Source organism: Streptomyces luteolus, assembly GCF_029968015.1.
GTDB classification, from domain to species: Bacteria; Actinomycetota; Actinomycetes; order Streptomycetales; family Streptomycetaceae; genus Streptomyces; species Streptomyces luteolus.
The window spans coordinates 1-25,402 of record NZ_JASCIS010000044.1; the positions used below are offsets into that span (position 1 = coordinate 1).

26 protein-coding genes are annotated in these 25,402 nt (G+C 70.8%); 18 read left to right on the forward strand and 8 right to left on the reverse strand.

Annotated elements, in window-relative coordinates:
* The first annotated feature begins 48 nt into the window (after positions 1-48).
* The 9 genes from QIT00_RS30735 (at position 49) to QIT00_RS30775 (ending at position 10,256) form a co-directional block, all read left to right on the forward strand.
* The gene (locus QIT00_RS30735) at positions 49-1,878 is read left to right on the forward strand and encodes an MFS transporter (protein ID WP_282538721.1); all 1,830 of its coding nucleotides are present in this window, start codon (positions 49-51) and stop codon (positions 1,876-1,878) included.
* Between the two features lie 4 nt (positions 1,879-1,882).
* The gene (locus QIT00_RS30740; protein ID WP_282538722.1) at positions 1,883-2,839 is read left to right on the forward strand and encodes an arylamine N-acetyltransferase family protein; all 957 of its coding nucleotides are present in this window, start codon (positions 1,883-1,885) and stop codon (positions 2,837-2,839) included.
* Between the two features lie 19 nt (positions 2,840-2,858).
* Positions 2,859-4,442, forward strand: coding sequence for a class I adenylate-forming enzyme family protein (locus QIT00_RS30745; protein ID WP_282538723.1), 1,584 nt, complete (start codon positions 2,859-2,861; stop codon positions 4,440-4,442).
* A complete protein-coding gene (locus QIT00_RS30750; RefSeq protein WP_282538724.1) occupies positions 4,439-6,046 on the forward strand; it encodes an FAD-dependent monooxygenase in 1,608 nt (535 codons plus the stop codon). Before QIT00_RS30745 ends, QIT00_RS30750 begins: the two co-directional genes overlap by 4 nt.
* Before the next feature lie 44 nt (positions 6,047-6,090).
* Entirely contained in the window at positions 6,091-6,705 is a 615-nt protein-coding gene (locus QIT00_RS30755; protein ID WP_282538725.1) for a flavodoxin family protein, read from the forward strand.
* On the forward strand, positions 6,702-7,667 hold the full coding sequence (locus QIT00_RS30760; RefSeq protein WP_282538726.1) for a glutathione S-transferase family protein: 966 nt from the start codon (positions 6,702-6,704) through the stop codon (positions 7,665-7,667). Before QIT00_RS30755 ends, QIT00_RS30760 begins: the two co-directional genes overlap by 4 nt.
* Positions 7,668-7,698: 31 nt before the next feature.
* Positions 7,699-8,043, forward strand: coding sequence for a ribbon-helix-helix domain-containing protein (locus QIT00_RS30765; RefSeq protein WP_282538727.1), 345 nt, complete (start codon positions 7,699-7,701; stop codon positions 8,041-8,043).
* The gene (locus tag QIT00_RS30770; RefSeq protein ID WP_282538728.1) at positions 8,040-8,357 is read left to right on the forward strand and encodes a type II toxin-antitoxin system PemK/MazF family toxin; all 318 of its coding nucleotides are present in this window, start codon (positions 8,040-8,042) and stop codon (positions 8,355-8,357) included. The genes QIT00_RS30765 and QIT00_RS30770 overlap by 4 nt, the downstream gene beginning before the upstream one ends.
* 237 nt (positions 8,358-8,594) lie before the next feature.
* A complete protein-coding gene (locus QIT00_RS30775) occupies positions 8,595-10,256 on the forward strand; it encodes a transposase (protein ID WP_282538729.1) in 1,662 nt (553 codons plus the stop codon).
* Positions 10,257-10,367: 111 nt separating this feature from the next.
* On the opposite strand, the gene QIT00_RS30780 is transcribed toward QIT00_RS30775, so the two are convergent.
* From QIT00_RS30780 to QIT00_RS30800, 5 genes are read right to left on the reverse strand one after another with little or no spacing between them, the layout of a single operon-like run.
* A complete protein-coding gene (locus tag QIT00_RS30780; RefSeq protein WP_282538730.1) occupies positions 10,368-10,970 on the reverse strand; it encodes a methyltransferase domain-containing protein in 603 nt (200 codons plus the stop codon).
* A complete protein-coding gene (gene tgmB, locus QIT00_RS30785) occupies positions 10,967-12,172 on the reverse strand; it encodes an ATP-grasp ribosomal peptide maturase (protein WP_282538731.1) in 1,206 nt (401 codons plus the stop codon). Before tgmB ends, QIT00_RS30780 begins: the two co-directional genes overlap by 4 nt.
* Positions 12,173-12,174: 2 nt before the next feature.
* Entirely contained in the window at positions 12,175-12,444 is a 270-nt protein-coding gene (gene tgmA / locus QIT00_RS30790) for a putative ATP-grasp-modified RiPP (RefSeq protein WP_282538732.1), read from the reverse strand.
* A 40-nt stretch (positions 12,445-12,484) separates the two neighbouring features.
* Positions 12,485-12,673, reverse strand: coding sequence for a hypothetical protein (locus QIT00_RS30795; protein WP_282538733.1), 189 nt, complete (start codon positions 12,671-12,673; stop codon positions 12,485-12,487).
* A complete protein-coding gene (locus tag QIT00_RS30800; RefSeq protein WP_282538734.1) occupies positions 12,673-13,227 on the reverse strand; it encodes an ATP-binding protein in 555 nt (184 codons plus the stop codon). Before QIT00_RS30800 ends, QIT00_RS30795 begins: the two co-directional genes overlap by 1 nt.
* 112 nt (positions 13,228-13,339) lie before the next feature.
* On the opposite strand from QIT00_RS30800, the gene QIT00_RS30805 reads away from it, so the two are divergent.
* From QIT00_RS30805 to QIT00_RS30820, 4 genes are all read left to right on the forward strand, one after another.
* Positions 13,340-14,584 carry a Twin-arginine translocation pathway signal gene (locus QIT00_RS30805; protein WP_282538735.1) on the forward strand — a complete coding sequence of 415 codons (1,245 nt, stop codon included), beginning with the start codon at positions 13,340-13,342 and terminating at the stop codon, positions 14,582-14,584.
* 4 nt (positions 14,585-14,588) lie between these two features.
* Positions 14,589-14,909 carry a 4a-hydroxytetrahydrobiopterin dehydratase gene (locus tag QIT00_RS30810; protein ID WP_282538736.1) on the forward strand — a complete coding sequence of 107 codons (321 nt, stop codon included), beginning with the start codon at positions 14,589-14,591 and terminating at the stop codon, positions 14,907-14,909.
* Between the two features lie 49 nt (positions 14,910-14,958).
* Complete coding sequence (locus QIT00_RS30815) at positions 14,959-15,507, forward strand: flavoprotein (RefSeq protein WP_282538737.1); 549 nt, start codon at positions 14,959-14,961, stop codon at positions 15,505-15,507.
* Positions 15,508-15,706: 199 nt separating this feature from the next.
* Positions 15,707-16,279 (forward strand): dihydrofolate reductase family protein, encoded by a 573-nt coding sequence (locus QIT00_RS30820; RefSeq protein WP_282538738.1) that lies wholly within the window; start codon positions 15,707-15,709, stop codon positions 16,277-16,279.
* Positions 16,280-16,392: 113 nt separating this feature from the next.
* Here the strand turns inward: QIT00_RS30820 and QIT00_RS30825 are convergent, their stop codons facing one another.
* Positions 16,393-16,947, reverse strand: coding sequence for an SRPBCC family protein (locus QIT00_RS30825; RefSeq protein ID WP_282538739.1), 555 nt, complete (start codon positions 16,945-16,947; stop codon positions 16,393-16,395).
* Between the two features lie 37 nt (positions 16,948-16,984).
* Positions 16,985-17,986: an NADPH:quinone reductase gene (locus QIT00_RS30830; protein WP_282538740.1), complete on the reverse strand. Its 1,002-nt coding sequence runs from the start codon at positions 17,984-17,986 to the stop codon at positions 16,985-16,987.
* A 141-nt stretch (positions 17,987-18,127) separates the two neighbouring features.
* Here QIT00_RS30830 and QIT00_RS30835 point away from each other — a divergent pair, with 141 nt between their 5' ends.
* A complete protein-coding gene (locus tag QIT00_RS30835) occupies positions 18,128-18,577 on the forward strand; it encodes a GNAT family N-acetyltransferase (protein ID WP_282538741.1) in 450 nt (149 codons plus the stop codon).
* A gap of 107 nt (positions 18,578-18,684) precedes the next feature.
* Here the strand turns inward: QIT00_RS30835 and QIT00_RS30840 are convergent, their stop codons facing one another.
* On the reverse strand, positions 18,685-19,821 hold the full coding sequence (locus QIT00_RS30840) for an IS701 family transposase (RefSeq protein WP_282538742.1): 1,137 nt from the start codon (positions 19,819-19,821) through the stop codon (positions 18,685-18,687).
* 242 nt (positions 19,822-20,063) lie between these two features.
* On the opposite strand from QIT00_RS30840, the gene ispH reads away from it, so the two are divergent.
* Genes ispH through ispG form a run of 4 tightly spaced genes read left to right on the forward strand, consistent with a single transcriptional unit; the run spans position 20,064 to position 25,119 of the window.
* Positions 20,064-21,014 carry a 4-hydroxy-3-methylbut-2-enyl diphosphate reductase gene (gene ispH, locus QIT00_RS30845; protein ID WP_282538743.1) on the forward strand — a complete coding sequence of 317 codons (951 nt, stop codon included), beginning with the start codon at positions 20,064-20,066 and terminating at the stop codon, positions 21,012-21,014.
* A gap of 25 nt (positions 21,015-21,039) precedes the next feature.
* A complete protein-coding gene (locus QIT00_RS30850) occupies positions 21,040-22,083 on the forward strand; it encodes a polyprenyl synthetase family protein (RefSeq protein ID WP_282538744.1) in 1,044 nt (347 codons plus the stop codon).
* A 4-nt stretch (positions 22,084-22,087) separates the two neighbouring features.
* Complete coding sequence (locus tag QIT00_RS30855) at positions 22,088-23,944, forward strand: 1-deoxy-D-xylulose-5-phosphate synthase (protein ID WP_282538745.1); 1,857 nt, start codon at positions 22,088-22,090, stop codon at positions 23,942-23,944.
* Positions 23,941-25,119, forward strand: a complete 1,179-nt coding sequence (ispG, locus tag QIT00_RS30860) for a flavodoxin-dependent (E)-4-hydroxy-3-methylbut-2-enyl-diphosphate synthase (RefSeq protein WP_282538746.1) — start codon at positions 23,941-23,943, stop codon at positions 25,117-25,119. The genes QIT00_RS30855 and ispG overlap by 4 nt, the downstream gene beginning before the upstream one ends.
* Positions 25,120-25,402 lie beyond the last annotated feature (283 nt).

Genomic DNA, 25,402 nt, shown 5'->3' on the forward strand with positions numbered 1-25,402 from the left:
GAGGATCGACGTGCCCCGCGCACGTGAGGAGAGAGGCGAGGGGTCGTCATGACCACAGCCCACGAGAAGCAGGCCGCACCCGCCCCGTTCGCCGCCACCGTCGTCATGATGTCCGTCGTCGCGATGCTCGTCGTCGGACAGACCTTCGTCACGATCCCGCTGATGCCCGAACTCGCCGGGGCCTGGGGCGTACCGCAGGAGTCCGTGGCCTGGACGACCACCGCCTTCGCGACCGCCTACGCCTGCGGCTCCCTGGCCAGCGGCCCCCTCTCCCAGCGCTACGGCTGCCGCACGGTCCTCACCGGCTGCGTCGCCGCGCTCGCCGTGGCCACGGCCCTCGTCCCGCTCGCCTCCGACCTCACCTGGGCCTCCGCGCTGCGCGCCCTCCAGGGCGTCGTGGCCGGCTCGTTCGTGCCCATGTCGTACGCCTACCTGGGCGAGCGCGTGCCGCAGCACCGGCTTCCCCTCGCGCTGACCACCGTCAACTGCGCCTCCGGCTCGACCGTCGTCATCGGCCAGGTCGAGGGCCAGCTGATCGGCTCCGCACTCGGCTGGCGCGCGGTGTTCCTCGTCTCCGCCCCGCTGCTCGCGCTCGGCGCGATCGCCGTGTGGAAGGTGATGCTGCCCGACCCGGAGCGCACACCCCGGTCGGGCGCGAAGCCGGCCGGGGGCGGCGCCCGCGTCCTCGTCTCCGCCCGGCTCCTGCCGCTGTTCGTCGTCACACTCCCGCTGGTCGGCAGCCTCACCACGATCTACACGGCGGTCCAGCTGTACGGGCCCGCCGAACTGGTGGGCGATCCGGGCGCGATGCTGAGCCTGCGCGCCAGCGCCCTGCCCGCCATGGTCGTGGCCGTGCTGCTCGCCCCGCTCCTCGGCAAGGTCCCCGCACTGCCCCGCGCGGCGCTCTCCCTCGTCGTCGCGGCGGCCGGCCTCGGCGCGACCTCCCTGACCGGCGACAACACCCTGGCCCTCGGCGGGGCGCTGTTCGTCTTCGTCCTGGCGATATCCACGGTCGGCCCGGCCGTCGTGCAGTCCATCGGCGCGAGCGCCGGCGCGGCCCGCGGCATAGCCATCGCCGTGTACGGCTTCGTCCTCAACCTGGGCTCCGGCGCTGGAGCCCAACTCCCTCTGGCTGTCGGTGACTTGGCGTCCGCGGCGCTGTTCACCGCCGGCTTCCTCGCGTTCTGCGTCCTGCTCGTCACGTTCGCCCACCGGGCCGCGAAGCGGCGCCGCGGCCGGCACGCGGGCGCCCGCCGCACCGGCGTGCGGCACCCGGCCGGACGCCCGGCGGGCCGGCACGCCAGCGGCCGCCGCCGCCCCGGGACGACCCCTGCCGAACCGCGGTCCGGCCCCCAGCAACCCGGCCCCGACCAGGGCGACTTCCCGTACGACGGCTACGGCTACGACGTGCCCGACGACCCCTGGTACACGGACTCCGGCCACCCGCACTCCGGCCACCCGCACTCCGGCTACGCCGAGCCCGGCCACGCCGAGCGCGGATACGCCTCGCCCGCCTACCCGGTGCCCGCCTACAGCGGCCCCGAGTACCTGGGCCCCGAGCACGTCGGACCGGACGACGCGCCCTTCGACTACTTCTCCCGCTCCGGGTACGGCACCGGCCGCCCCGAAGCGCACCCAAGCACCGCGTACGACACCGCACTCGCCCCCTCCTCCGGCTCCACGTACCCCGGCCCCAGCCACCCGGGCGCGACGTACCCCGGCCCCACGTACCAGGGCCCGGCGCACGGCCAGGCTCACGGCCCGGCGCACGGCCGGGCTCACGGCCGGGCTCACGGCCCGGCGCACGGCCCGGCGCACGGCCCGGCGCACGGTCAGGCTCACGGCCCGGCGCAACTGGAGCACGCCCATGAAAGGTGACCGCATGCACGACGATCCGCCTCGGAAGCGCACCCGGGCGGGGGAGTCCTGGGACGTCTCGGCCCTCGACCTCGACGCCTATCTGCGGCGCATCGGCCACGACGGCCCCCGCACCGCCACCGCCGACGTGCTGCGCGCCCTGCACCGCGCCCACATGTCGACGATGCGCTTCACCAACCTCGACCTGTTCATGGGCTCCGCCGTCCGGCTCGACGTACCGACGCTGCAGAACAAGCTCGTCCACCGGCGCCGCGGCGGCTACTGCCTGGAGCAGAACATGCTCTTCGCCGCCGCCCTGGAGCGCCTCGGCTTCACCGTCCGGCGCTACCTCTCCCGCATCCGCCGCGGCGACGACGCCGTACGCGCCCGCGGCCACGCCGTCCTCCTCGTCGACGTCGACGGCGAACGCCTGCTGTGCGACGCCGGGTTCGGGGACGAGGGTCTGATCGAGCCGATCCCGCTGACCGACCGCGCCACGCTGACCGTGGGCGAGTGGACCTGGCGGGTCGGGCTCGACGAGGACGAGTGGGTGCTGCGCTCCCAGCGGCCCGACGGCTGGTTCGACGTGTTCGGGCTGCGCCTGGAACGCCACCACCCGGTCGACTTCGACACGTCCAACCACTTCATGTCGAGCCACCCGCGCTCCGCGTTCGTCGGCCAGCTCATCGCCCAGCGCGGCGACGAGCACCTGCGCCACTCCCTGCAGAACCTGAAGCTCACCACCCAGTACCCCGACGGCCGCCGCGAACACCGCCTGCTGGCCACCGGGGACGTGGGACCCGTGCTCGGAGACGTCTTCGGACTCACCGTCACGGCGCACGAGGAGCCGCTGCTGCAGGCGGCCCTCGTCGAGGCCGCCGCCCTGGAGCGCCGCAAGGCCGCCGCCCGGCGCCCGCAGGCGCCCGCCCCCCAGGACCGCCCGGACGCGCCCGCCGCAGCACGCCGCCCCGCCACCCTCTGACGCCGAGGAGTCCTCCGCGATGTTCCGCATCCCACCCCCGCGCAACGGCCTCTACCTGGGGAGCGTCCCCGAGCAGGCCGCGGCCGACCACCCCGCCACCCCCATCACGCTCGACCACGACCTGGAGGCGCTGCCCGACGCGGGCCGGCACTTCACGCTCGCCGAACTCGCCGACTTCGTCGACGACTTGGCGGCCCGGCTGTGGGCCGCGGGCATCCGGCCCAGCGAGCACGTCGCCCTCTACAAGGCCCACAACTTCGACATCTACCTGCTCGCCTGCGCCGCGTCCCGGATCGGCGCCGTGCCCGCGCTGCTCTCCCCGGCCCTGGACGGCAGCACCGTCGAGGCCCTCCTGCGCCGCCTGGAGCAGCCGCACCTGATCACCGACGACGACAAGCTGGGCGGCGACCTCGCCGGCCTGCCCCTGGACGAGATCACCGGCCGGATCGTCACCGTCGGCCAGGGCGGCGAGATGGGCAAGGGCGGCACCGGCCTCGCCGACCTCGCGGGCTCCCCGCGCCGCACGCCGGTCCGCATGCACGCCGACCACCCGGCCCTGATGACGCACACCTCGGGCACCACCGGCGTGCCCAAGCTGGTCGTGCACACCGCCCGCTCGCTGCAGGGCCGGCTCCGCCCGCAGACCCGGCTCGCCTCCCTGATCCGCAGGAAGGAGACGTACGCCGTCCATGTCTCCTACGTGCACTCGCGGATGTACATGGCGCTCGCCGTCGCCCTGCCCAAGGGCATGCCGGTGGTCGTCATGAACGACGGATCGGCCGAGCACGCCGCCGACCTGTTCGCCCGCACCCGCCCCGGATTCCTGGAGACGCACCCCAACTCCTACATGGAATGGGAGGAGTTGGTGGACGACCCGCGCCGCCCGCTGTCCAACGTGAAGTACTACAGCGGCACGTTCGACGCCATCCACCCGCCCACCATGCGCAAACTGCTCACCGCCTCCGGGCGCGGCAACCCGCTGTTCTTCCAGTTCTACGGGCAGAGCGAGTGCGGTCCGCTGGTCGGCCGCTGGTACACGAAGAAGAACGTGCACAAGGCCGACGGCCGCTGCCTCGGCTTCACCATCCCCGGCATGACCAGCGTGCGCGTCGTCAGCCGCGACGGCCGGCGCCCCACCAAGGACAGCCCCGGCTCCATCGAGGTGCAGAGCGACGGCCGCGCCGTCACGTACTACGCCGAGGAGGAGCGGTACGCCAAGGAGTGCAACGGCCGTTGGTGGCGCACCGGCGACGTCGGCTACCGCACGTCCGCGGGGTGCGTGCACCTCCTCGACCGCGAGGTCGACGTCATCCCCGGCATCGACAGCACCCTGGAGGTGGAGGACACCGTCCTCGGCCGCCTGGAGGAGCTCTCCGAGCTGGTCCTCGTGCCCGGCCCCGACAAGCAGCCGCTGCCCGTGGTGTGCACCAAGCAGAACGAACCCCTCGACCCGGAGCGCTGGCGTCGCGCCGTAGCCGACTTCCCGCAGCTCGCCGACCCCGTACAGATGCCGCTGAGCGAACTCCCGCGCACCGCCACCATGAAGGTGCAGCGCCTCGAGCTCGCCCGCCGGCTCCGCGAACGGCTGGAGCACGCCGCATGAGCGAGACCATCGAACCCACCGCCACCGCCACCGCCACCGCCACCGACGTGGACGTCCTCGTCGTCGGCTCAGGACCCACCGGCCTGCTGGCCGCGTCCGAACTCCTGCGCCGCGGCGTCCGGGTGCGCGTCATCGACCGCGACCTGGAGCCGATGCACGTCCCCAAGGCGCTGTCGCTCTGGCCGCGGGCCATCGACATCCTCGACGACCTGGGCGTCGGCGACGGCCTGCGCAAGGCCTCCGTACGCATCGACGCGTGGAGCTACTTCTCCGACCGCCGCCCGCTCGCCTCCTTCCAGATCCCCGCCGAGTACGCGGCCCGCAGCCTGCCCCAGTACGAGACCGAGCGGCTCCTCACCGAGCGCTTCCACGCACTCGGCGGCAAGACCGAGCGCGGGGTGCGGCTGCTTGCCGTCGACGACGTCGACTACTCCGGCCGGATCGACGCCACCGACGGCGTCACCGCCGTCCTGGAGCACCGCGACGGCACCGTCGAACGCGTCCGCGTCCCGTTCCTCATCGGCGCCGACGGAGCGGGCAGCGCGGTGCGCGGCCAGCTCGGCACCGGCTTCGAGGGCAGCACGTACGAGATGGCGTTCGCCCTGGTCGACACGCACATCGAGGGACACCTGCCGTCCGACGAGATCCTCTACTACCAGGCGTCCACGGGCACCCTCGTCATCGTGCCGATGCCCGACGGCGTCTTCCGCTTCCTGTGCGTGCTGCCGAGCAGCGGCCAGGACGTCGGCGTCGAGATGATGCAGAAGCTGGTCGACGAGCGCGGCCCGCGCGGCATCACGCTCACCGACCCGGTCTGGCAGACCGTGTTCCGCGTGCACGCCCGGCACGCCACCGACTTCCAGCGCGGCCGGGTCTTCCTCATGGGCGACGCCGCGCACGTGCACAGCCCGGCCGGCGGCCAGGGCATGAACAACGGCCTGCAGGACGCGCACAACCTGGCCTGGAAACTCGCGGCGGTGATCCACGGCGAGTCGCCGTCCTCGCTGCTGCGCGACTACGGCGCCGAACGCGCCCACATCACGCGGAGAATCGTGCGGGACACGGACATGCAGACACGCGCCTGGATGGCGGGCAGCCGAGCCAAGGTCGTCACCCGCGACGCCCTGTTCCGCCTGGCGGAGCGCACCGGCGCCGTCACCCGCTTCTACGCCCCCGTCATGGCGGGCCGCCGCCTCGCCTACGAGGTGGTCCGCGGCACCCAGCTCCCGGCCCGCCGGACCGGCTGCGTCCTGCGCGGCAAGCTCCCGGGCGCGGGACTGCGCGTCGGCGCGGTCTTCCCCCGCGAACAGGCCCTCGCGTACGAGATGAGCGGCCCGCACGCCGACCCCTCGCAGTGGACGCTCGTGGCCGTCACACCCAGCGGGCACGGGCCCTGGCTGGACGACGTGCGCCGTATCGCCGGGCGCCGGGGCCGGCTGCGGGTGCTGCCGCTGCGCCGCCGCGAGCTCGCCGCCCACGGCGCCTGCCGGGAGGCCCACTACTACCTGGTCCGCCCCGACGGGCACATCGCCGCGCACGGCCACGAGCGCGACCTGGCGCACCTGGAGGCCGAGCTGGACGAGGTGCTGCTCGCTCGCGCCTGACGGCCCCTCACACCCTTCACATACCTGTAACGGAAGGAGAGTTCATGCACACCGACACGACCGTCGCCATCGCCTACCACTCTGGCTACGGACACACCGCCGTGCTCGCCGAGGCCGTCGCCGACGCGGTGGCCGACGCGGGCGCCACGGCCGTGCCGGTGCCCGTGGAGGGCATCACGCCCGAGCAGTGGGAGGCCCTTGACACCGCGGACGCCATCGTCTTCGGCGCCCCCACCTACCTGGGCACCGCGTCGGGCGCGTTCCACGCCTTCGCCGAGTCGACCTCCCGCCGCTGGGCGGAGCGGGTCTGGACGGACAAGGTCGCCGCCGGGTTCACCATCTCCGGCTCGATGAGCGGCGACAAGCTGCACACGTTGCAGTACTTCTCCGTCTTCGCCGCGCAGCACGGCATGCACTGGGTCAGCCTCGACCTGCTGCCCGGCTGGAGCGCGTCCACCGCATCCGAGCACGACCTGAACCGGCTCGGCATCACGCTCGGCGCCGGCGCCCAGACGGACACGGACCGCGGCCCGGAGGAGGTCTCCAAGGCGGACGCGCAGACCGCGTTCCACCTGGGGGCCAGGGTCGCCCGGGTGGCGGGGACGCTCCGCGCGGGACTCCGGGCGGGCACTGCCTTTGGTGAGGAGCAGCGCATATGAAGGCCGACGAGACCCCGAAGACCGAACACCGCCGCGCGCCGCAGCACTTCACGGCCCGGGTGCGGGCCGACGGCGCGGAGGGCTGGCCGGTCGAGGCCGGCCGCTACCGCCTGGTCATCAACCGCGGCTGCCCCTGGGCGCACCGGGTCGTCCTGGCCCGTCAGCTCCTCGGCCTGACCGAGGCCGTCCAACTCGCCGAGACGGACCCCGTACGCGAGCTCATCGACGGCGACCACCACTGGGTGTTCAGCGAGGAGACGGGCAGCCCCGGCGGCGTCGACCCGGTCCTCGGCATCCACGCGCTGCGCGAGGCGTATCTCGCGGCCGAGCCCGACTACACCGGCGGTGTCTCGGTGCCGGCCCTGGTGGACATCCCGTCGCGCAAGCTGGTCAGCAACGACTTCGACCAGCTGGTCGTCGACCTCGCGACCGAGTGGCGCGCGGAACACGCCCCGAACGCGCCGGACCTCTACCCGGCGGAGCTGCGGGACGAGATCGAAGCGGTCTCGCGCGCCATGCACGCCGACCTCAACGACGGCGTGTACCGCGCGGGCTTCGCGCCCTCGCAGGAGAGCTACGAACAGGCGGTGTCCCGCCTCTTCACCCGCCTCGACGCCCTGGAACAGCGCCTCACGGACCGCCGCTACCTGGTCGGCGACACCCTGACGGTCGCGGACCTCCGCCTCTGGCCCACCCTGATCCGCTTCGACACGGTCTACCACGGCCTGTTCAAGTGCAACGTCCGGCGCATCAAGGACTACCCGGCCCTGTGGGCGTACACCCGCGACCTCTACCAGACCCCCGGCTTCGCCGAGACGGTCAACTTCGACCACATCAAGCGCAGTTACTACTATGGCATGCCGGGCCTCAACCCCACCCGCATCGTCCCGGCGGGACCGGACCTGGGGGAGCTGGGCGGGGTGCAGGGGCGGGAGGCCGTCCCACACCCGCTCACTGTTTGACGTTTGTTTAACTTGACCGTAGACTTCCCTCATGGCCACCATCAGGGACAAACGATCCAAGCCGGCCAAGACCCCCAAGCGGACCGAGGCCATCGCCAACACGGTGGCCTTCCGCCCCAACGACGAGGACAGGCGGGTCATCGCCGAACTCAAGCGCGAGGGTGAATCCGCCTCCGACCTGCTACGCCGCGCCCTCAAGCAACTGGAACGCGAGGCCAGGCGCGAGGCCATGTACGCCGACATGGCGCGCCTCGCCCACGAGGACCTCAGCGACGAGCCGGACGACTGGGGCGTTGCTGAGGGCGGTGGCGTCGTCGACCTGCGGGGTAGCACCGCCCACGAGGAGTTCGACCCGAACGGGAAGTCCGGACGGTGATCAGGGGCGGTATCTACCCGGTGGATCTCGGCGACGCCAAGCGCGGCCTCGAACAACGCGGCAAGCGCTACGGACTCGTCATCAGCATCCAGCGCGACGCCTGGTCCGTCGTCACCGTCATCCCGACCTCGACCAGCGCCCGAGCGGCATCGTTCCGACCCGAGATCGAATTCGGCGGACGAACGACACGGCTGCTCATTGACCAGATCCGCACCATCGACACCCGGTACGCGGGAGAGCTGGAGCACTATCTGCCGCGTGACGAGATGGAGCGGGTGGAGGAGCTCCTCGGGCTCTTCCTGGGGCTGGAGTAGGGCGTTCTCGCGCGTGGCGCCCTAGATGGGCAGCGCCCAGCTCGGCCCATGCGGTACTCCCGGTGCTCCGATCCACACCCTCTGGGCCTCGGGGGTCGGGAACTGCTGGGGATTGAGTGCCCATAAGCGTCCTCGAGGTCGTAAGAGTGAGTTCGGATGCCTCGGCGGGCTGTTGATATCTGATTGCATGCTGTGACCTGTAGGTTTCTCGATAGAATGGTTCAAGTTCCTCATGGAATGAGGGTGTTGGTGTTGGCTGCGTCGAAGAAGAAGCAGCTTCGGCCGATCGATGATCCGTTCGTGGCTACAGGGCCGTCGGGTGTCGCTGTGCGTGACCGTCTCAAGCACCTCACTCCGGAGGACGAGAAGGTTCTGCGCGTGGTCGGCGAACACCTCGGACACCTGGCGTCGCTGGACCTCAAGGCCCGGTGCGCTGACGGCCTGGACCACAGCAGCGACACGTGGGCGGCCCGGAAACAGGGCCTGACCGCCGAGTCTTCTTCGCGCTGGGCCGGGTCGCTCACGAAGGCCACGCACGATCAGTGGGCGCTCTCGCGCCGCTGCCAGCTCGCGCACATACAGAACCTTGAGGCCGGTGTCCGCACGCTGATGCACCGGCTGTCCCAGCCGATCGGCGAGAAGGGCACCAAGCGGGCTCCGGGCGGCTACCGGTCCAAGGGCGAGTGGTTCCACAAGTCCCGGCGCCTGCACATGCTGGAGCACCGCCTGGAGGCGGCCCGCACTGAGCGTGAAGCCGGGGTGGTGCGCGTGGTGCGCGGCGGCCGGCGGCTGATGAACAAACGGCACAACCTCGCCGCCGCGCAGCTCACCGAGACCCAGTGGCGCGAGCAGTGGGAGGCCGAGCGCTGGTTCCTCGCCGCTGACGGCGAGTCCGGCAAGCGTTTCGGGAACGAGACGATCCGCGTCACCCCGGACGGCGAAGTGTCGATCAAGCTGCCCGCCCCGCTCGCCGATCTGGCGAACGCCCCGCGTGGCCGGTACGTCCTCGCCTCCAAAGTTGCCTTCAAGCACCGGGGCCAGGAGTGGGCCGACCGCATCGGGCAGAACCGGGCGGTGGCCTACCGCATCCACCTGGACGTTGGCCGTGGCCGCTGGTACCTCACCGCATCCTGGCAGCGCCCCGTCGTTAAGACCATCCCGCTCGACGCCGCACGAGCAGGCGGCATGGTCGGCGTTGACACCAACGCCGACCACTTCGCCGCCTACCACCTTGACCAGCACGGAAATCCGGTCGGCGACCCCAAGCGGTTCTGGTACGACCTGTCCGGCACCGCAGGTCACCGCGACGCCCAGGTGAGGCACGCCCTCACCCAGTTGCTGCACTGGACCAATAGCACCGGTGCGAAGGCGATCGGGATCGAGAACCTGGACTTCGCCGCCGAGAAGACCCGCGAGCAGCACGGCCGCAAGAAGCGGTTCCGCCAGCTGATCTCCGGCATGCCCACGGGCAAGCTCAAGGCCCGCATCGTGTCGATGGCCGCCGAGCAGGATCTCGCGATCGTCGCCGTGGACCCGGCGTATACGTCGATGTGGGGCGATGAGCACTGGCGTAAGCCGCTGATCAGCAACAAGCGAAAGATGTCCCGTCACGATGCCGCTGGTATCGCGATCGGGCGACGCGCCCTCGGGCACCCGATCCGGCGACGGACGGCACCGCCCCAGCATCACCAGAGTGATGGTGCTGGGCCTCGGACCCTCCAGGCCGGACCGGGAGCACAGGGGCGTGAGGAAACCCGCCACCCCGCCACGGACCGCAGCCAAGAGCTGCGCGCCCGGACGGAGGAAACGAGAACGCGGGCGACCAGTCGGACATCCAAAACCGTTCGGGATGTCCGCAGCGACCAGGTACGAGTCCAAGACTCACTCCTGATCACTTAGTTGGAACGGTGATGGTCATCCCGAACTCGGACAGGTGCGGTGAGCCGTGGCTCTGCCACGCGAGGACCGCGTCCTCGACGCTGCTCCAGAGGTCGATCGGCCCGCGCCGACTCACGGTCCACCCCTCGCCGTCCTCGGCGGCACGGACTCGTGCTTGCGACACGGCCCGTGCGGCGGACAGTCGTGCGGGCGGGCCATCATGAACGAGGTGTAGCCGGGCAGGAATTGGCCCCGAGCGGCGTTGCTCCCCTCGACGGTGAGACGTACGAGCCCGTACGCGGCACCCCAGCCGGAGAGCGTGACGAGAAGTGTGCCTCCAGAGGCGATCTGCCGCAGCAGCCCGTACGGGACGTGCCGCATCGAGCAGAACGCGATGACGACGTCGTACGGGGCTCGGTCGGGGTGGCCGCGCAGGCCGTCGGCGGTGACGAGTGCCGGGGAGTACTCCGCCTCGCTGAGCGCTTCACGGGCGCGCTCTGCTGCCCCGGAGTCGGTCTCGATCGAGGTCACGTTCTCCTCGCCGGCGACCTCGCAGACGTACGCCGTCGAGAGACCTGTTCCCGTGCCGATGACGAGCACGCGTGTGCCGTGGGCGATCCCGGCCTGCTCGATCATCCACATCACGACGCCGGGCAGGGTCGAGGACGAGGTCGGGATGCCTCCGGTGACGGGGCCGACGGCGTCCTCGGCGAGTACGCCGTTGACCTGGGTCACCCACGTCTGGTTCTCGTACGTGAGGGGCAGCCACTCGTCGGTGGTCGTGCCGTCGCGGCGGGTGGGTGTCCAGACGGTGACGCCTGGTGCGCTGCTCGGCCGGTAGATCGCGTTGCCGAGGAACACCTCGCGGGGAACGGTCTCGGCGGCCCGACGTACCCCGGGGTCGTGCAGCACGTCGTCGGCGACGAGCTGCTCGACGAGCCTGCGGCGCAGCGCGGCGGCGGTTTCCAGGGCCATGCGGTGTCGCCCTTCTGGAGGGTGTCGGCGAGTGCGCAGGTGATGGCGTGCGTGGTGGCCTCGTCGACGAACGCCCATTGCCCGTTGGGGTTGCATTCGAGGAACCACCATCGGCCGTCGGCGTCGAGCGCGAAGTCGAAAGCGCCGAAGCGCAGCCCGAAGGAGTGGAGGAAGGCACTCGCTGGCTCGCGAACAGCGCCTGGTACGGGGACGGGAGAACAGGTGATCAGGCTCTGGTCCCGGCGCCAGTCGAGGTGATCGCCCGCGATGTCGATACGGCTCGCGAACGCCTCACCGTCGACCATGGCGAGGCGGATGTCGGCGACCTTCGGCACGCAGGCCTGGAAGAGGTGCGGGCACAGGGCGATCGAGTCGTCGAGTTCGTCGGCGCGAACTGTGCGCACCCAGACCGTCCGGTTCCGGCCGTCCTCGCCCGCGAGGTGTACGCGATGCACGGGCTTGTAGATCACGGCCCGGTGGTCGGCCACGAACTGCGCGGCGTCCGCCGGTACATCGGTGATCAGCGTTGCGGGGAGCGTGAACCCCAGTCGGGCCGCGGTGGAGAGTTGCAGCACCTTGTTCTCGGCGTCGCGGTTCCGCGCGGGGTGGTTGAGGTACCGGGCGTCCGGCAGTGCGTGCAGCACTCCCAAGTAGCCGTGGCGCGACTGCTCGATCGCGAACCGTTGCTCGGGCGTTTCCCATTCTTGTGGGCTGGTGAAGGGTGTGGGGCGGCGCCAGTAGACGGAGCGGACGCGGGAAAGGTCGAGGTGCCGGGTCGCGGTGGTGACGGCCCCGGCGAAAGCGCCTCGTTCGATACGGGCGCTCAGCTCGGCGGTACGGGAGAAGTCGGCGGCGGGATCGAGGCGTACGACCGGGACGCCCCGGCCGTACAGCTCCTCCACCACCAGGTCCGCCGTGACATCGCCGAGCGCGGTGACGACGAGAACCGGTGCTTCGATCACGGTCAGTCCGAGTCGCTGTCCGGGGTGAGGTCCTGGTCGGCGGGCGGGGGCGGGTTGGGTCCGCCGCCGTCGGCCGACGTTGCGGTCTGGTTGGCGGTGGACGTTCCGGTGCCGTGCCCGCCCATGTCGACGCGGTCGCCGTTCGGGTCGAGGTAGCGGGTCGTCTGCGTCTTAGAGTTCAACTCGGTGAGTGCGTACGGCACTTGGGTGATGTCGGGGTACAGGGCGAGTCGACGTACGCCCCAGGGTGCGGTCGTGGAAACGGAGGACATTGCTGCTCCTTCGGGATCTGTTTGAGGGCGGCGGCAAGAGTCAGGAGTTCTGGGAGGCAACGGCGAACACGAAGGTGATCAACGAGAACCAGAGGACGAACAGCAGTACAGCGCCCATGAGTTGGCCGTCCCGCCAGCACGACGACACACTGTGTCGTCGGCGGCGGCCGGGTGCCGGTCGCCGGGCGGGTCTGGCCGCTCTGCGCTCGGTGGCCGTCGCTCGGGTCATCAGTGGCCCCTCGCGTCGGCGATCTGGAAGGCGGCCCAGACGGACTTTCCGGGGCCATCGCGCCGCGAGGTACCCCAGTCGTCGGCGAGCGCCGCGACGAGCAGCAGCCCGCGCCCCCGATCGTCGTCCTTGGTGGCCTCGCGCAGCTGGGGCAGCCCGTCGCCCGCGTCATGTACCTCGATGCGCAGCGCGTCGGACGCGAGGGTGAGGCTGACGCGGAACATCCTGCCGGGCGGGGTGTGTTGGAGCGCGTTCGTGGCGAGCTCAGACGTGCAGAGGAGGATGTCGTCAGCACGGTCGTCCGGGACAAGGCCGCTGATGGCCTCGCCTACGAATCGGCGGGTTCGAGGGACTGCCCTGCGGGTGCGCCGGAATGTCCGCTCGACGCGCATGGGCAGCGCTTTAAGGGCGAGGGTGGGGGCGGGTGTGGCGAGGGTGATCGTTCTCCGTACACACACGTCCGTCTCCGGCCAGTAGGAGCAGGCCTCCTGTTGCGTCCCGTTGGTGAACGGAAGGTGGCCGTCTGCTGCTTTCGCTGCGCGTTCTGTGGTCACACCCTGATGGTGGGAGAGTGCATCAGACGCGAGATAGGTCGCCCGGTGGTCATCTCCGGCCAAGTAACGGCCATGGGCGGATCTGCGAGTGATGACGCCTCAGAATGGCCGTATGGGCCGCAATGATGCGCTGAGAGCAGCGCGGTTACGCGTGGGTTGGCGTTCCGCCGAGAGGGCCGCCGAGGAATTGCAACGACTGGGCCAACGCGTCCTCGACGACGCCCACTTCACTGTGTCAGCCCGCACGTGGCGCCGATGGGAAGGCCGGGCGCCGGGCTGGCCGAGCGAGGACACAGCATCGGTGCTGCACGACGCGTTCGGCTTGTGGCCCGAAGACCTGGGCTTCACCGTGCCGCCAGGCTGGATCCGACCCGAACACCACCGCGAGGACGACGTGAAACGCCGCACCTTCGTCACTGTGACGGCCGCTGCCCTGGCCCCTGGCCCCGCGGCGCCACAACACGTCGACCCCGCCCTGATCGACTACTTCCAGCAACAGCTTGAGGGTCACTATCGGGCGGACATGTTCCTCGGGCCGCACGACTTGATCGGGACGGTGTCAGCCCAGTACCAGCTCATCGACAAGCTGGTGCGGTCCGCGAAAGGTGAGACGCGTCGAGGTCTGCTCCGCGCAGGCGCCGCCTACGCCGCTCTCGTCGGCTGGCTCTACCAGGACGCCGGCGACATGGATGGGGCGAGCTTCTGGCGTGGGGTCACCCAGGAGATCGCGGTGCGTTCCCGCGATCCGCACCTGATCGGCTACTCCCTCGTCAATCAGGCGCAAGTACGCACTGACTTGGGTGACGGGGCCGCCGTTGTCGATCTGTGCGAGGCGGCTCTTGAGGACCCTCGCAGCCTTGTGCCGAAGGTCCGCATCATGGCGATGCAGCAGCAGGCACACGGCGCCAGCCTCACCGGGGACCGCAGCACGGTGGACAGGCTCATCGACACGGCTGACGGGCTTCTTTCCCGAGTCGATGACGACCTGCCTTGGGGCAATGCCTGCCGCCGAACCCCCGGCTACCTGGAAGTGCAACGGGCCACCTGTTACGGGCGTCTCGGCCTTGGTACGGAAGCCGCTTCGCTGTGGTCCCAAGTCCTCGACATCGTCCCGGAAACAGCTCGTCGGGACCGCGGTGTGTATCTGGCCCGGCACGCCACAGCGGCAGCGGGTGCGGGTGAGCCGGAGCAGGCGCTGGAGATCGCACGCACGGCGACGGGCATCGCGGTCGAGACCCGTTCAGCACGAATGCGGCGGGAGCTGAGCGCCCTTCAGCGAGCAATGCTGCCGTGGCAGGATGCACCGGTCGGCCGGGATCTCGCCGAGGTTCTGGCGCCCGTGACCGAAGGGAGCTGAAGGCGTGGCGGATCAGCCGGTGCCGTTGACCGAGGGGCAGATCGAGAACGCCCTGCGCCAGGCGCCGGGATGGCGTCGGGCAGGCGATGAGATCTCCCGTACGTTCGCGATCCGCTACCACGGCGGCGTGGCCATGATCGTGCACGTCGCGGACGTCGAGCGGCTCATCGGCCACCACGCTGACATCGACCTGCGGTGGGGCCGGGTCCGTTTCGGGATCACCACCCACGACGCCGGAAACAGGCTGACCGCTGCGGACTTCGACCTCGCCCGCCGTATCGACGCGATCGCCGAGGCACACGGAGCGGAACCCGTCGAACCGTGAATCGGCCCGTCCGGTCGACGTCGCCGATCCGACAGGGTGGACTCCAGGCATGACAAAGCCGGTTCTGTACCTGATCGCCTGTGCCGCAGGCCCCACGCAGTTCGTCGACGACGGGGTGCGCGCCGCGCAGGACGACGGATGGGACGTCTGCCTGGTGCTCTCCCCGTCCGCAGCCCGCTGGTGGGAGCAACGCAGCGGCGAACTGGTCGAGTTGACCGGGCACCCGGTGCGCTCCCAGTACAAGTTGCCGTGGGAGTCCGACGCGCTGCCGAAGGCGACGGCGATGCTCGTCGCGCCGATGTCCTGCACGACGTTGAACAAGTGGGGCGCGGGCATCAGCGACACCCTCGCGATCGGCTTGCCTTCCGAAGCGGTACACATGGGGGTGCCGGTCGCGGCCATGCCGTACTTCAACCAGGCCCAGGGGACGCAGCCCGCGGTCGCCCGGTCGATCGAGGTGCTCCGCAGCCAGGGCGTCCTCGTCCTCGACGGGCCGGACGGGTACGCATCACACCCGCCGAAACAGGGGAACCCGGAGGCGTTCCCGTGGAGGAAGGCCCTTGATGGGATCAGGCGCCTGGTGGCTTCCGGGGGATGACGTTCGGGGCCGCATCACATCCGCCGAAGCACGCGAACTCGGAGGCGCTGCCCTGGAGGATGGTTCCGGATGGAGACCGGCGCCGGATGGAAACCGGTGCCGGATGGAGACCGACGAAAATATGTGCGGCAGCGATGAGTTCTGTCGGCGGCGCCGGTCATAGATCGCATAACCCGGACCTGAAGCAGAGGAACCCCAGATGCGCACCCTGATCAGCACCGCTTTCGTCTCGCTCGACGGAGTCGTGGAGGCCCCGGGCGGCGAGCCCGGGTACCGCAACTCCGGCTGGACCTTCAAGAACATCGAGTTCCTGCCCGAGGCGTACGAGATCAAGGGCCGGGAGCAGAAAGAGGCCACCGCGCTCATGATGGGCCGCGTCAGCTACGAGGCGTTCAGCCCTGTGTGGCCCGGCATGGAGGAGTTCGCGGACTACAAGGTGATGCCGAAGTACGTCGTCTCCACCACCCTCACCGAGGACAAGCTGGTGTCCGACTGGGCGGAGACGACGATCCTGCGCTCGCTCGACGAGGTCGCCGCGCTGAAGGAGACCGAGGGCGGCCCGATCATCGTGCACGGCAGCGCCACCCTGAACCGCGCCCTGTCGGACGCCGGCCTGATTGACCGCTACCACCTGCTCGTCTTCCCGGTCCTGCTCGGCGCGGGCAAGCGCCTCTTCAGTGACACGGACAAGGACGCCCAGCAGCTGAAGCTCGTCGAGTACGAGGCCTACGCCAACGGGATGCAGCTGAACGTCTTCGACGTCGTGCGCTGAACCCTCGCGCAAGCGCCACCCTCCCGGAACGGCGGAACCGCCCTCGTACGGGACTTACGGGACTTACGAGACGTACGAGGGAGGTTCCGGTTCCCGGGATCAAGTTCCCGGGATCAGGCGCCCGCGTCCTTCTCGATCACGACCCGGATCCGGTCCAGCGTGTCCGCGACATCGCCCGCCAGCTTGTCGTTCCACTCCTGCACGAAGCGCTTCTGGTCGCCCTCCTCCAGGCCCGAGACGATCTTCGTGAGGCCCTCGGTGAGCTTGGCGAGACGGAAGTGGTGGACGACGCGGCTGCCGCCGCCCGCCTCCGGGGTGATCTCGAACGACCAGATGCTGTCCTGCTTCTGGCGGTCCTTCGTGAGGATCGACCAGCGGAACACCCGGCCCGGCTCGGCCTCGACGACCTCGGACTCGGTGGTCCACGGGCCGCGGATCACCGGCGCCCAGGCCACCACGTCCGTGCCGCGCACGTTGTCGCCGCGGAAGATCGAGCCCACCGCGCCCGGCGCGCCCTCGACCCACGTGCCGCCCTGGCACTCGGTGCTCCACTCGCCGCTGCGGCCGAGGTCGCTGACGGTGGCGTACACCGCGTCCGGCGTCGCGGAGATCACCGTCTCGGCGCGCACCTCGAAGATCGCGGAACGGCCGTCGGCCAGATTCTGCATGGTGAACTTCCTTCTCTCTCGCAGGATGTGAGTGTGCTCAGTCGGTCGTCAGGTCCGTGCGCAGCACCAACCGCTTGCCGCGCAGTTCGCCGCGCTCCATGCGCTGGTGCGCCTCCCGGGCCGCGCTCAGCGGGAGCGTCTCCGTCACCCGCGGGCGCAGCCTCTTCTCGGCGAGCAGCCGGTTGATCGACACCGCGGCCGCCGCCAACTCCCCGGTGGAGGCGTGGGAGATGACGAAGCCGAGGACCGAGGCGTCCTTCATGAAGAACGGCCCCGCCGGCAGCACCGGCCGGGACCGCACGCCGGCGAGCAGCACGATCCGGCCGCGCGGCGCGATCAGCTCGACCGCGCGCTCCAGGTCGTGGTCGCCGAACGTGTCGATGTGCAGGTCGACTCCGATGCCGCCCGTCAACTCCCGTACTTTCACGGCCAGTTGGGGATCGTGGTAGTCGACCACGCCGACCACGCCGGCCGCGCCGAGCGCGCGTACGTACTCCATGTCCCGCGGGTTGCACGTCGCGACGACCCGCGCCCCCGCGTCGACCGCCATGGCGACCAGAGCGCTGCCGACGTTGCCCGCGGCCCCGCCGACGAAGACCGTCTCGCCGGGCCGCACCCTGCCGTGGGCGAACAGTGCGAGGTGCGCCGTGCCCGCCGGGTGCGCGACGGCGACCGCGTCGGCCGGGTCCACGCCCTCGGGCAGGTGGTAGAGCCGGTCCGCGGCCACCACGACCTGCTCGGCCGCGGCACCCTGCCGGCCCTCGTGCCCGAGGCTGTTGGACCACACCAGGTCACCGACGGCGAAGCCGTGCGCACCGGGACCGGCCTGGGCGACCCGGCCGACCATGTCCCGGCTGACGACGAACGGGAACGGCAGCGGGGTGCTGAACACCCCCTTGCGTACGAAGGTGTCCACGGGGTTGACCGTGGTCGCGAGGGTGTCGACGAGGACGTCGGTGGGGCCGGGCACGGGACTGGGCAGCTCGCCGAACCGGATGCCCTCCGGCGGGCCGAGCTCCTCGATATAGGCAGCACGCATGGGCCTAGAAACACACACGACGTACGGGAGGTGCCATCGGCCGATCTCCTCTCTGTCAGGTCGAGCAGGTCACGTCGCGGCACCTGACGGAGAAGGCAGGCGGGCGTTGGGCGGGCCCGTGCCCGCGCAGAGGGTGGGGTGATGCGGAGTCCTCAGCCCCTCGAAACCGTTGATGTCGTCCCCGGCAGCCCGCGCATGCGCGACGACGTGCGGCCGCTGCTGTGTGCGTTGCGGCCCGCCCTGACCGAGGACGCCTTCGACCGGTTCGCCGTCGAGGCGTACGGGCAGGGGCTGGTGTTCACCGCCGCGTACGGGGCCGACGGGGCGTGTGCGGCGGTGGCGACGCATCGCACGCTGGCCACCAGCCGGGGGCGGATCCTCCAGGTCGACGATCTCGTCACGGATGCCGGGCGCAGGTCGGGCGGGGTCGGTGCGCGGCTCTTCGACGTGCTGGTCGAGCGGGCGCGGGCCGCCGGGTGCGACGGGGTCGAACTCGACTCCGGTGTCACCAACGTGGCGGCGCACCGCTTCTACCATGCGCGCCGGATGAGTATTGCCGCGCTGCACTTCCGGTTCGACGTGCGGGCCTGACGCGTCTTCCTGGCCTCAATCGCCGGAGGGGCTGAATTTCAGCCCCTCCGGCGATTGAGGAGACCCGTCCGGCGAGGACTTCGGGAAGGGGCGGGGAGGGGGAAGCCTCAGCACGCCTGCCGCAGCTGCGGGGCGGCACTCACCCCGGACAGCACCGACACCGTATGCGCCGCCGACGCCAGTGTCGTGTGCCGGTGCCAGCCGCTGTACGAGCGGCCGACGTAGTCGCGGATGCCGACCTGCGCGGTGACCTCGTCGAAGTCCTGGTCGACCCGCCGGGCGAAGCCCGTCAGGCGCAGGGCCGCCGCCGTCGGGTGGGGCAGGTCGGTCAGCCACAGCTCGGCGGGCTCGCGCCGGCCCGGCGCCGTGATCCCGACGAGCGAGAGCGGCGCCCCGCCCGGCCCCGTACCCGGGACGCGTACGCCGACCGACGCGACGAGCGCGGTGCGGGCCACCGGGCGGAACAGGGCGCGGGCCGCCTGCATGATCTCCGGTGCGGTCATCCGGCGGGCGCTGTGCCCGGTCAGCGCCGGGTCGTTGACGGTGAGCGGCAGTTCGCCGTGCACCCGCACCATCGAGGGCAGGCCCTGCGCGTGCAGGCCCAGGACGGTGGCGACCGGGTCGGCCTCGTCGATGTCGACGACCACCGGCAGCGGCGGCAGCTCCCAGTCGACGAGGCTCTCGCTGCAGGCCGTCAGAACGCAGTCGCTGATCGTCTCGGGCTCCGCCTCGTACGGGATGGACGCCTGGTTGCGGCGCAGGCCGTCCTTGATCCACACCTGGGGCAGGAAGAGCCGCCAGTTCAGCGGCGCCGTGACGGTGTCCGCGACACCCCAGACGCCGATGGCGCGCTGGGCGTTGAGGGCCTGGCCCTCGTCGGCGGAGAAGTACCGGCTCACCCCCACCGAGTGCCGACCCACCTTCGGGATCGTCATGGGCCGGGCGACATAGGCCTGCGGCGGCGCGGAGCGCATCAGGTACTCGGCCATGGCCCGGCGCACCGGGATCCAGTCCCAGGTGGAGCTGCAGATGAAGTGGTGCAGGCTCTGGCCGGTGCTGCTGCCGCCGATCAGCGCCGCCATGTTCCGTATGGACTTGCGGCCGTGGGTGGAGAGCAGCCCGTGGATGTACTCGGTGCCCCGCCGGCGCTGGTCGCTGCGGCGCAGGGAGGCGAACAGCGGGGCGCACAGGTCCTGGAGCGCGTCGTGGAGCACCGCTTCGGGGTGAATGAGAGCAGTACTCATGTGCCTCCTCGGTCGTTCTGATTCCACGCCGTGCGGTCGCTCGATTCACGCCGTGCTGACCGCTCCACATTAGGAATCGGAAGGCGCCTTGATGAATGACAAGCCCATGGCAAGGTTCAGCGGTTGGGGTGCTTGTCAGGCGTGACTGGTTCGGGTCCGTGCGTATTCCATTGGTTGACCGCGGCGCATCTGAACAGCACAGTCGATGCCGGGAGTTGACCTCGTAGCCGAGACGGGTGGAAATGGGACGCAAAAAGAAAGTGATTCTCGCGGAACCGCGCAGCTTCTGCGCCGGTGTGCGTCGTGCCATATCGATCATCGAGCTCGCACTCGAGCGCCACGGCACCCCGCTCTACGTACGCAAGGAGATCGTGCACAACCACTACGTGGTGCGGCAGTTGGAGCGGCGCGGAGTGATCTTCGTGGACTCCGAGGACGAGGTGCCCGAGGGCGCGGTGTGCGTGTTCTCCGCGCACGGCGTCTCGCCCCAGGTGCGCAGTAACGCGCAGGCCCGCCGGCTCGACGTCATCGACGCGACCTGCCCGCTGGTCTCCAAGGTGCACCAGCAGGCCAGGCGGTTCGCCCGGGAGGACCGCACGGTGCTGCTCGTCGGGCACTCCGGGCACGAGGAGGTCGAGGGCACCTTCGGGCACGCCCCCGACCGGACGCTGATCGTGGAGACGGTGGCGGACGCCGAGCTGCTCGACCTGCCCGCCGACACACCGGTCGGCTATCTCACGCAGACCACGCTCTCGGTGGACGAGACCCGCGACATCATCGACGTCCTGCGGAGCAAGTTCACCGATCTGCAGGGTCCGGGAACCGATGACATCTGCTTCGCGAGCCAGAACAGGCAGGACGCCGTGAAGGCGGTCGTGCCGGAATCCGATCTGTTCCTCGTGGTCGGGTCCCGGAATTCCAGCAATTCGCTGCGCATGGTCGAGGTGGCCGAGCGTCTCGGTGTCACGTCCTATCTGGTTCCGGATGTCACGGAATTCGACGAGAGCTGGCTCGAAGGCGTTTCCGTGGTCGGCGTGAGTGCGGGTGCGAGTGCCCCGGAAATTCTCGTGGACCAACTCATCGAAAGGCTCGCGGACTTCGGTTACCGCGATATCGAGATCGAGCAGGTGGCGCAGGAGGACGTGGTCTTCCATCCGCCGGCGCGGCTCATCCAAGGGGCGAACGCCGGCTGACCGGCCGGACAGAGAGGGGAGGCACATGATGACGACCGCGGTGACGGGCCGGGACACGGTGCGGCAGACCCGTACGGAGGTGCTGCGCCGGGCCGAGCGGCGACTCGGCGAGCTCCTGGCCGACGAACGCGCCCGCTGGAGCGGCGTGGACGAACGGGGAGCGGTCCCCGTGGACACGGTGACGTCCCTGGTCGACGCGGGCGGCAAGCGGCTGCGGCCCGCCTTCTGCGTCAGCGGCTACCTGGCCGCGGGCGGCGACCCGGACGGACCGCTCGTGGCGGACGCCGCCTCCGGCATCGAGCTGATCCACACGGGCGCGCTCCTGCACGACGACGTGCTCGACGCCTCCGAACTGCGGCGCGGCGCGGTGACCGCACACGTGAAGCACGCCGCCGTGCACCAGCGGCGCGGCTGGCGCGGCGAGGCGCGCCGCTACGGCGAGGGCGTGGCCCTGATCTCCGGGGTGCTCGCCACCCTCTACGCCGACCGCCTCACCCGCGGACTGCCGCCCGCGGCCCGCGACGTGTGGGGCGAGATGGTCACCGAGGTCCAGATCGGCCAGTACCTGGACGTCGCCGTGGCCGCGGAGGGCGTGATCGAGCCGGAGCTGTCCCGCTGGATCGCGATCTGCAAGTCCGGCCGCTACAGCATCACGCGCCCGCTGCTGCTCGGCGCCGCCCTCGCCGAACGCCCCGATCTGACCCCGGCGTTCGAGGAGTACGGGGAGGCCCTCGGCCTCGCCTTCCAGCTGCGCGACGACGTCATCGGCACCTTCGGCGACAGCACGGTGGCGGGCAAGCCCGTCGGCGACCTGGAGCAGCACAAGATGACGCTGCTGCTCGCCGAGGCCGCCGAGCGCGACCCCGAGGTGCGCCGCCTGGTGAACCGCCCCGAGTGGGACACCGAGGCGCTGCACGGGCTGCTCGGCGAGAGCCGGACCCGGATCGAGGCGCGCATCGACGCCCTCGTGGAACGCGCCCGGGCCGCCCTCGAATCGGCCGCGATCGACGCGGTGTGGCGGGACGAGCTCAATGAGATGGCCCTCGAAGTCGCCTACCGGAACCGGTGATCGGATGACACTCCTGGAGACCGTCCACGGCCCGGAGAGCCTGCGGGGCCTTGAGCCGGACCAACTCGACGCCCTCGCCGAGGAGATCAGAGCGTTCCTCGTCGACCGGGTGTGCGCGAGCGGCGGCCACCTCGGCCCCAACCTGGGCGTCGTCGAGCTGACCCTCGCCCTGCACAGCGTCTTCGACTCGCCCCGCGACCGCCTGGTGTGGGACACGGGCCACCAGTCGTACGTCCACAAGATCGTGACCGGCCGGGCCGCCGGCTTCGACCGGCTGCGCAAGCGCGGCGGCCTGTCGGGCTACCCGAACCCGGCGGAGTCCGAGCACGACCTGGTCGAGAACTCGCACGCCTCGACGGCCCTCTCGTACGCCGACGGCCTGGCCCGCGCCGACGCCCACCAGGGCCGCACCGACCGCGCCGTGGTCGCCGTCATCGGTGACGGGGCGATGACCGGCGGCATGGCCTGGGAGGGGCTGAACAACATCGCCGGCGGTCCCGAACGGCCGCTGGTCATCGTGCTCAACGACAACCAGCGCTCGTACGCGCCCACCCGCGGCGGGTTCGCCGACCACCTCGGGGCGCTGCGCGCCGAGGCGCCGGGCCCCAACCTGTTCGAGCAGCTGGGTCTGGCCTACCTCGGCCCCGTGGACGGGCACGACGTGGCCGCGCTGCAGCGGGTGCTGCGGGAGGCGCGGGGCCTGGGCCGGCCCGTGGTCGTGCACGTGGTGACGGAGAAGGGCCGCGGCTTCGCGCCCACGGAGCGGAACGAGCTCGACCGCGGCCACGCGATCAAGCCCATGGACCCCGGGACGGGCAAGGCCCTCGCCTCCTCGGGCGGACCGTCGTTCACGTCCGTGTTCGGGCGGGAGATGGTCCGGATCGCGGAGCGCCGCCCGGACGTCGTGGCGGTGACGGCGGCCATGCTGGAGCCGACCGGGCTGCTGCCGATGCAGCAGCGCTTCCCGGACCGGGTCGTCGACGTGGGCATCGCCGAGCAGCACGCGGTCACCATGGCCGCGGGCATGTCCCTCGGCGGCACCCACCCGGTCGTCGCGATCTACTCGACCTTCGTCAACCGCGCGTTTGACCAGCTCCTGATGGACGTGGCGCTGCACCGCAGGGCCGTCACCTTCGTCCTGGACCGCTCCGGCGTCACCGGAGACGACGGGCCCAGCCACAACGGCATGTGGGACCTGTCCGTCCTCCAGGTCGTGCCGGGGCTGCGGATGGCCGCCCCGCGTGACGGCGCCCGGCTCGCCGAACTCCTTCAGGAGGCCGTCGAGTGGCGGGACGGCCCGACCCTGGTGCGCTTCCCCAAGGGGGCGACGGGCGAGGACATCCCCGCCAAGGCGACGTTCGCCGGCACCGACGTCCTGCACCGGGCGGGACCGCTGGACGTGCTGATCGTCTCGGTCGGCGTGATGGCGCGGGTCGCGCTGCAGGTGGCCGAGGTGCTGTGGGCGCACGGCATCGGGGCGACGGTCGTCGACCCGCGCTGGGTGACGCCGGTCAACACCACGCTCGCCGACATGGCGCGCCGGCACCGCTTCGCCATCACCGTCGAGGACAACAGCCGTACCGGCGGCGTGGGTTCGGCCATCGGGCAGTTCCTGCGCGACGAGGGCGTGCGGACGCCGCTGCGCGAGTTCGGCATCCCGCGGCGCTTCCTCGACCACGGCGGCCGGGCCGACGTCCTGTCGGCCTGCGGACTGACCGCACAGCACATCGCGCGGAGCGTGGTGGAGGAGATCAGCGGACCGGAGGAGGCCCGCATGAACGGCCTGGTGACCGATTTCGAGAGCGAGATGGCCCGCCTCATGGACGAGGAACGGGGCGAACGGGGAGGGGACACACGGTGACGGTTGGTCTCGGGATACCCACACTGCGCCCGGAGGCGCAGCTGCCACCGCTGGCCGAGCGGCGCAAGTCCCGGCAGATCATGGTGGGTTCGGTGCCGGTGGGCGGTGACGCGCCCGTGTCGGTGCAGTCGATGACGACGACGGTGACGGCGGACGTCAACGCCACGCTGCAGCAGATCGCCGAACTCACCGCGTCCGGCTGCCAGATCGTACGGGTCGCGGTCCCCTCGACGGACGACGTGGAGGCGCTGCCCGCCATCGCGAGGAAGTCGCCGATCCCCGTGATCGCCGACATCCACTTCCAGCCCCGGTACGTCTTCGCGGCCATCGACGCGGGCTGTGCCGCCGTCCGCGTCAACCCGGGCAACATCAAGAAGTTCGACGACAAGGTCGGGGAGATCGCCAAGGAGGCGTCCAACGCGGGCATCCCGATCCGCATCGGCGTCAACGCCGGCTCCCTGGACCGCAGGCTCCTGGAGAAGTACGGGCGGGCGACGCCGGAGGCGCTGGTCGAGTCGGCGCTGTGGGAGTGCTCGCTGTTCGAGGAGCACGGCTTCCGCGACATCAAGATCTCGGTCAAGCACAACGACCCGGTCGTGATGATCGCCGCGTACCGGCTGCTCGCCCAGCGCTGTGACTATCCGCTGCACCTCGGCGTGACCGAGGCGGGCCCGGCCTTCCAGGGCACGGTCAAGTCGGCCGCCGCGTTCGGGGCGCTGCTGTCGGAGGGCATCGGCGACACCATCCGGGTTTCCCTGTCGGCGCCGCCCGTCGAGGAGGTCAAGGTCGGCACGCAGATCCTGGAGGCGCTCGCGCTGCGCGAGCGGGGCCTCGACATCGTCTCCTGCCCGTCGTGCGGGCGGGCCCAGGTGGACGTGCACACCCTGGCGGAGAAGGTCTCCGCCGCCCTGGAGGGATTCCCCGCCGCCCTGCGGGTCGCCGTCATGGGCTGTGTGGTGAACGGCCCCGGCGAGGCGCGGGAGGCCGACCTGGGCGTGGCGTCCGGCAACGGCAAGGGGCAGATCTTCGTCAAGGGCGAGGTGATCAAGACCGTGCCGGAGTCGCAGATCGTCGAGACACTGGTCGAGGAGGCGATGCGGATCGCCGAGGAGCGGGGCGAACTCGGGGGAGAGGCGGGAGAGGCGGGCGAGGTGGTCGTCACGCCGACCCCGTGATCCCGCGGCACAGCGCGCGACGGCCCGCCGGAGGTCCCGGCGGGCCGTCGCGTTTTGACATTCTATGCAAAAAGATAGGGGGTTTTAGGCCATCGAGATCCGCCTCCAGGCATCCTCAACCTGGCTCGTACGCAGAGAAGTTGACCCCGAGACCGATCGGTGCCGCCCAGCTCGCGCTCCCTCCTCGTACTCCTCGTACGGCTGGATCCGTTCGCTCAAACGTCGGAGCGATCTAGCGTGACGTAACCGAGCCAGGCCCGTGGTAACCGATGAAGACCTGAGG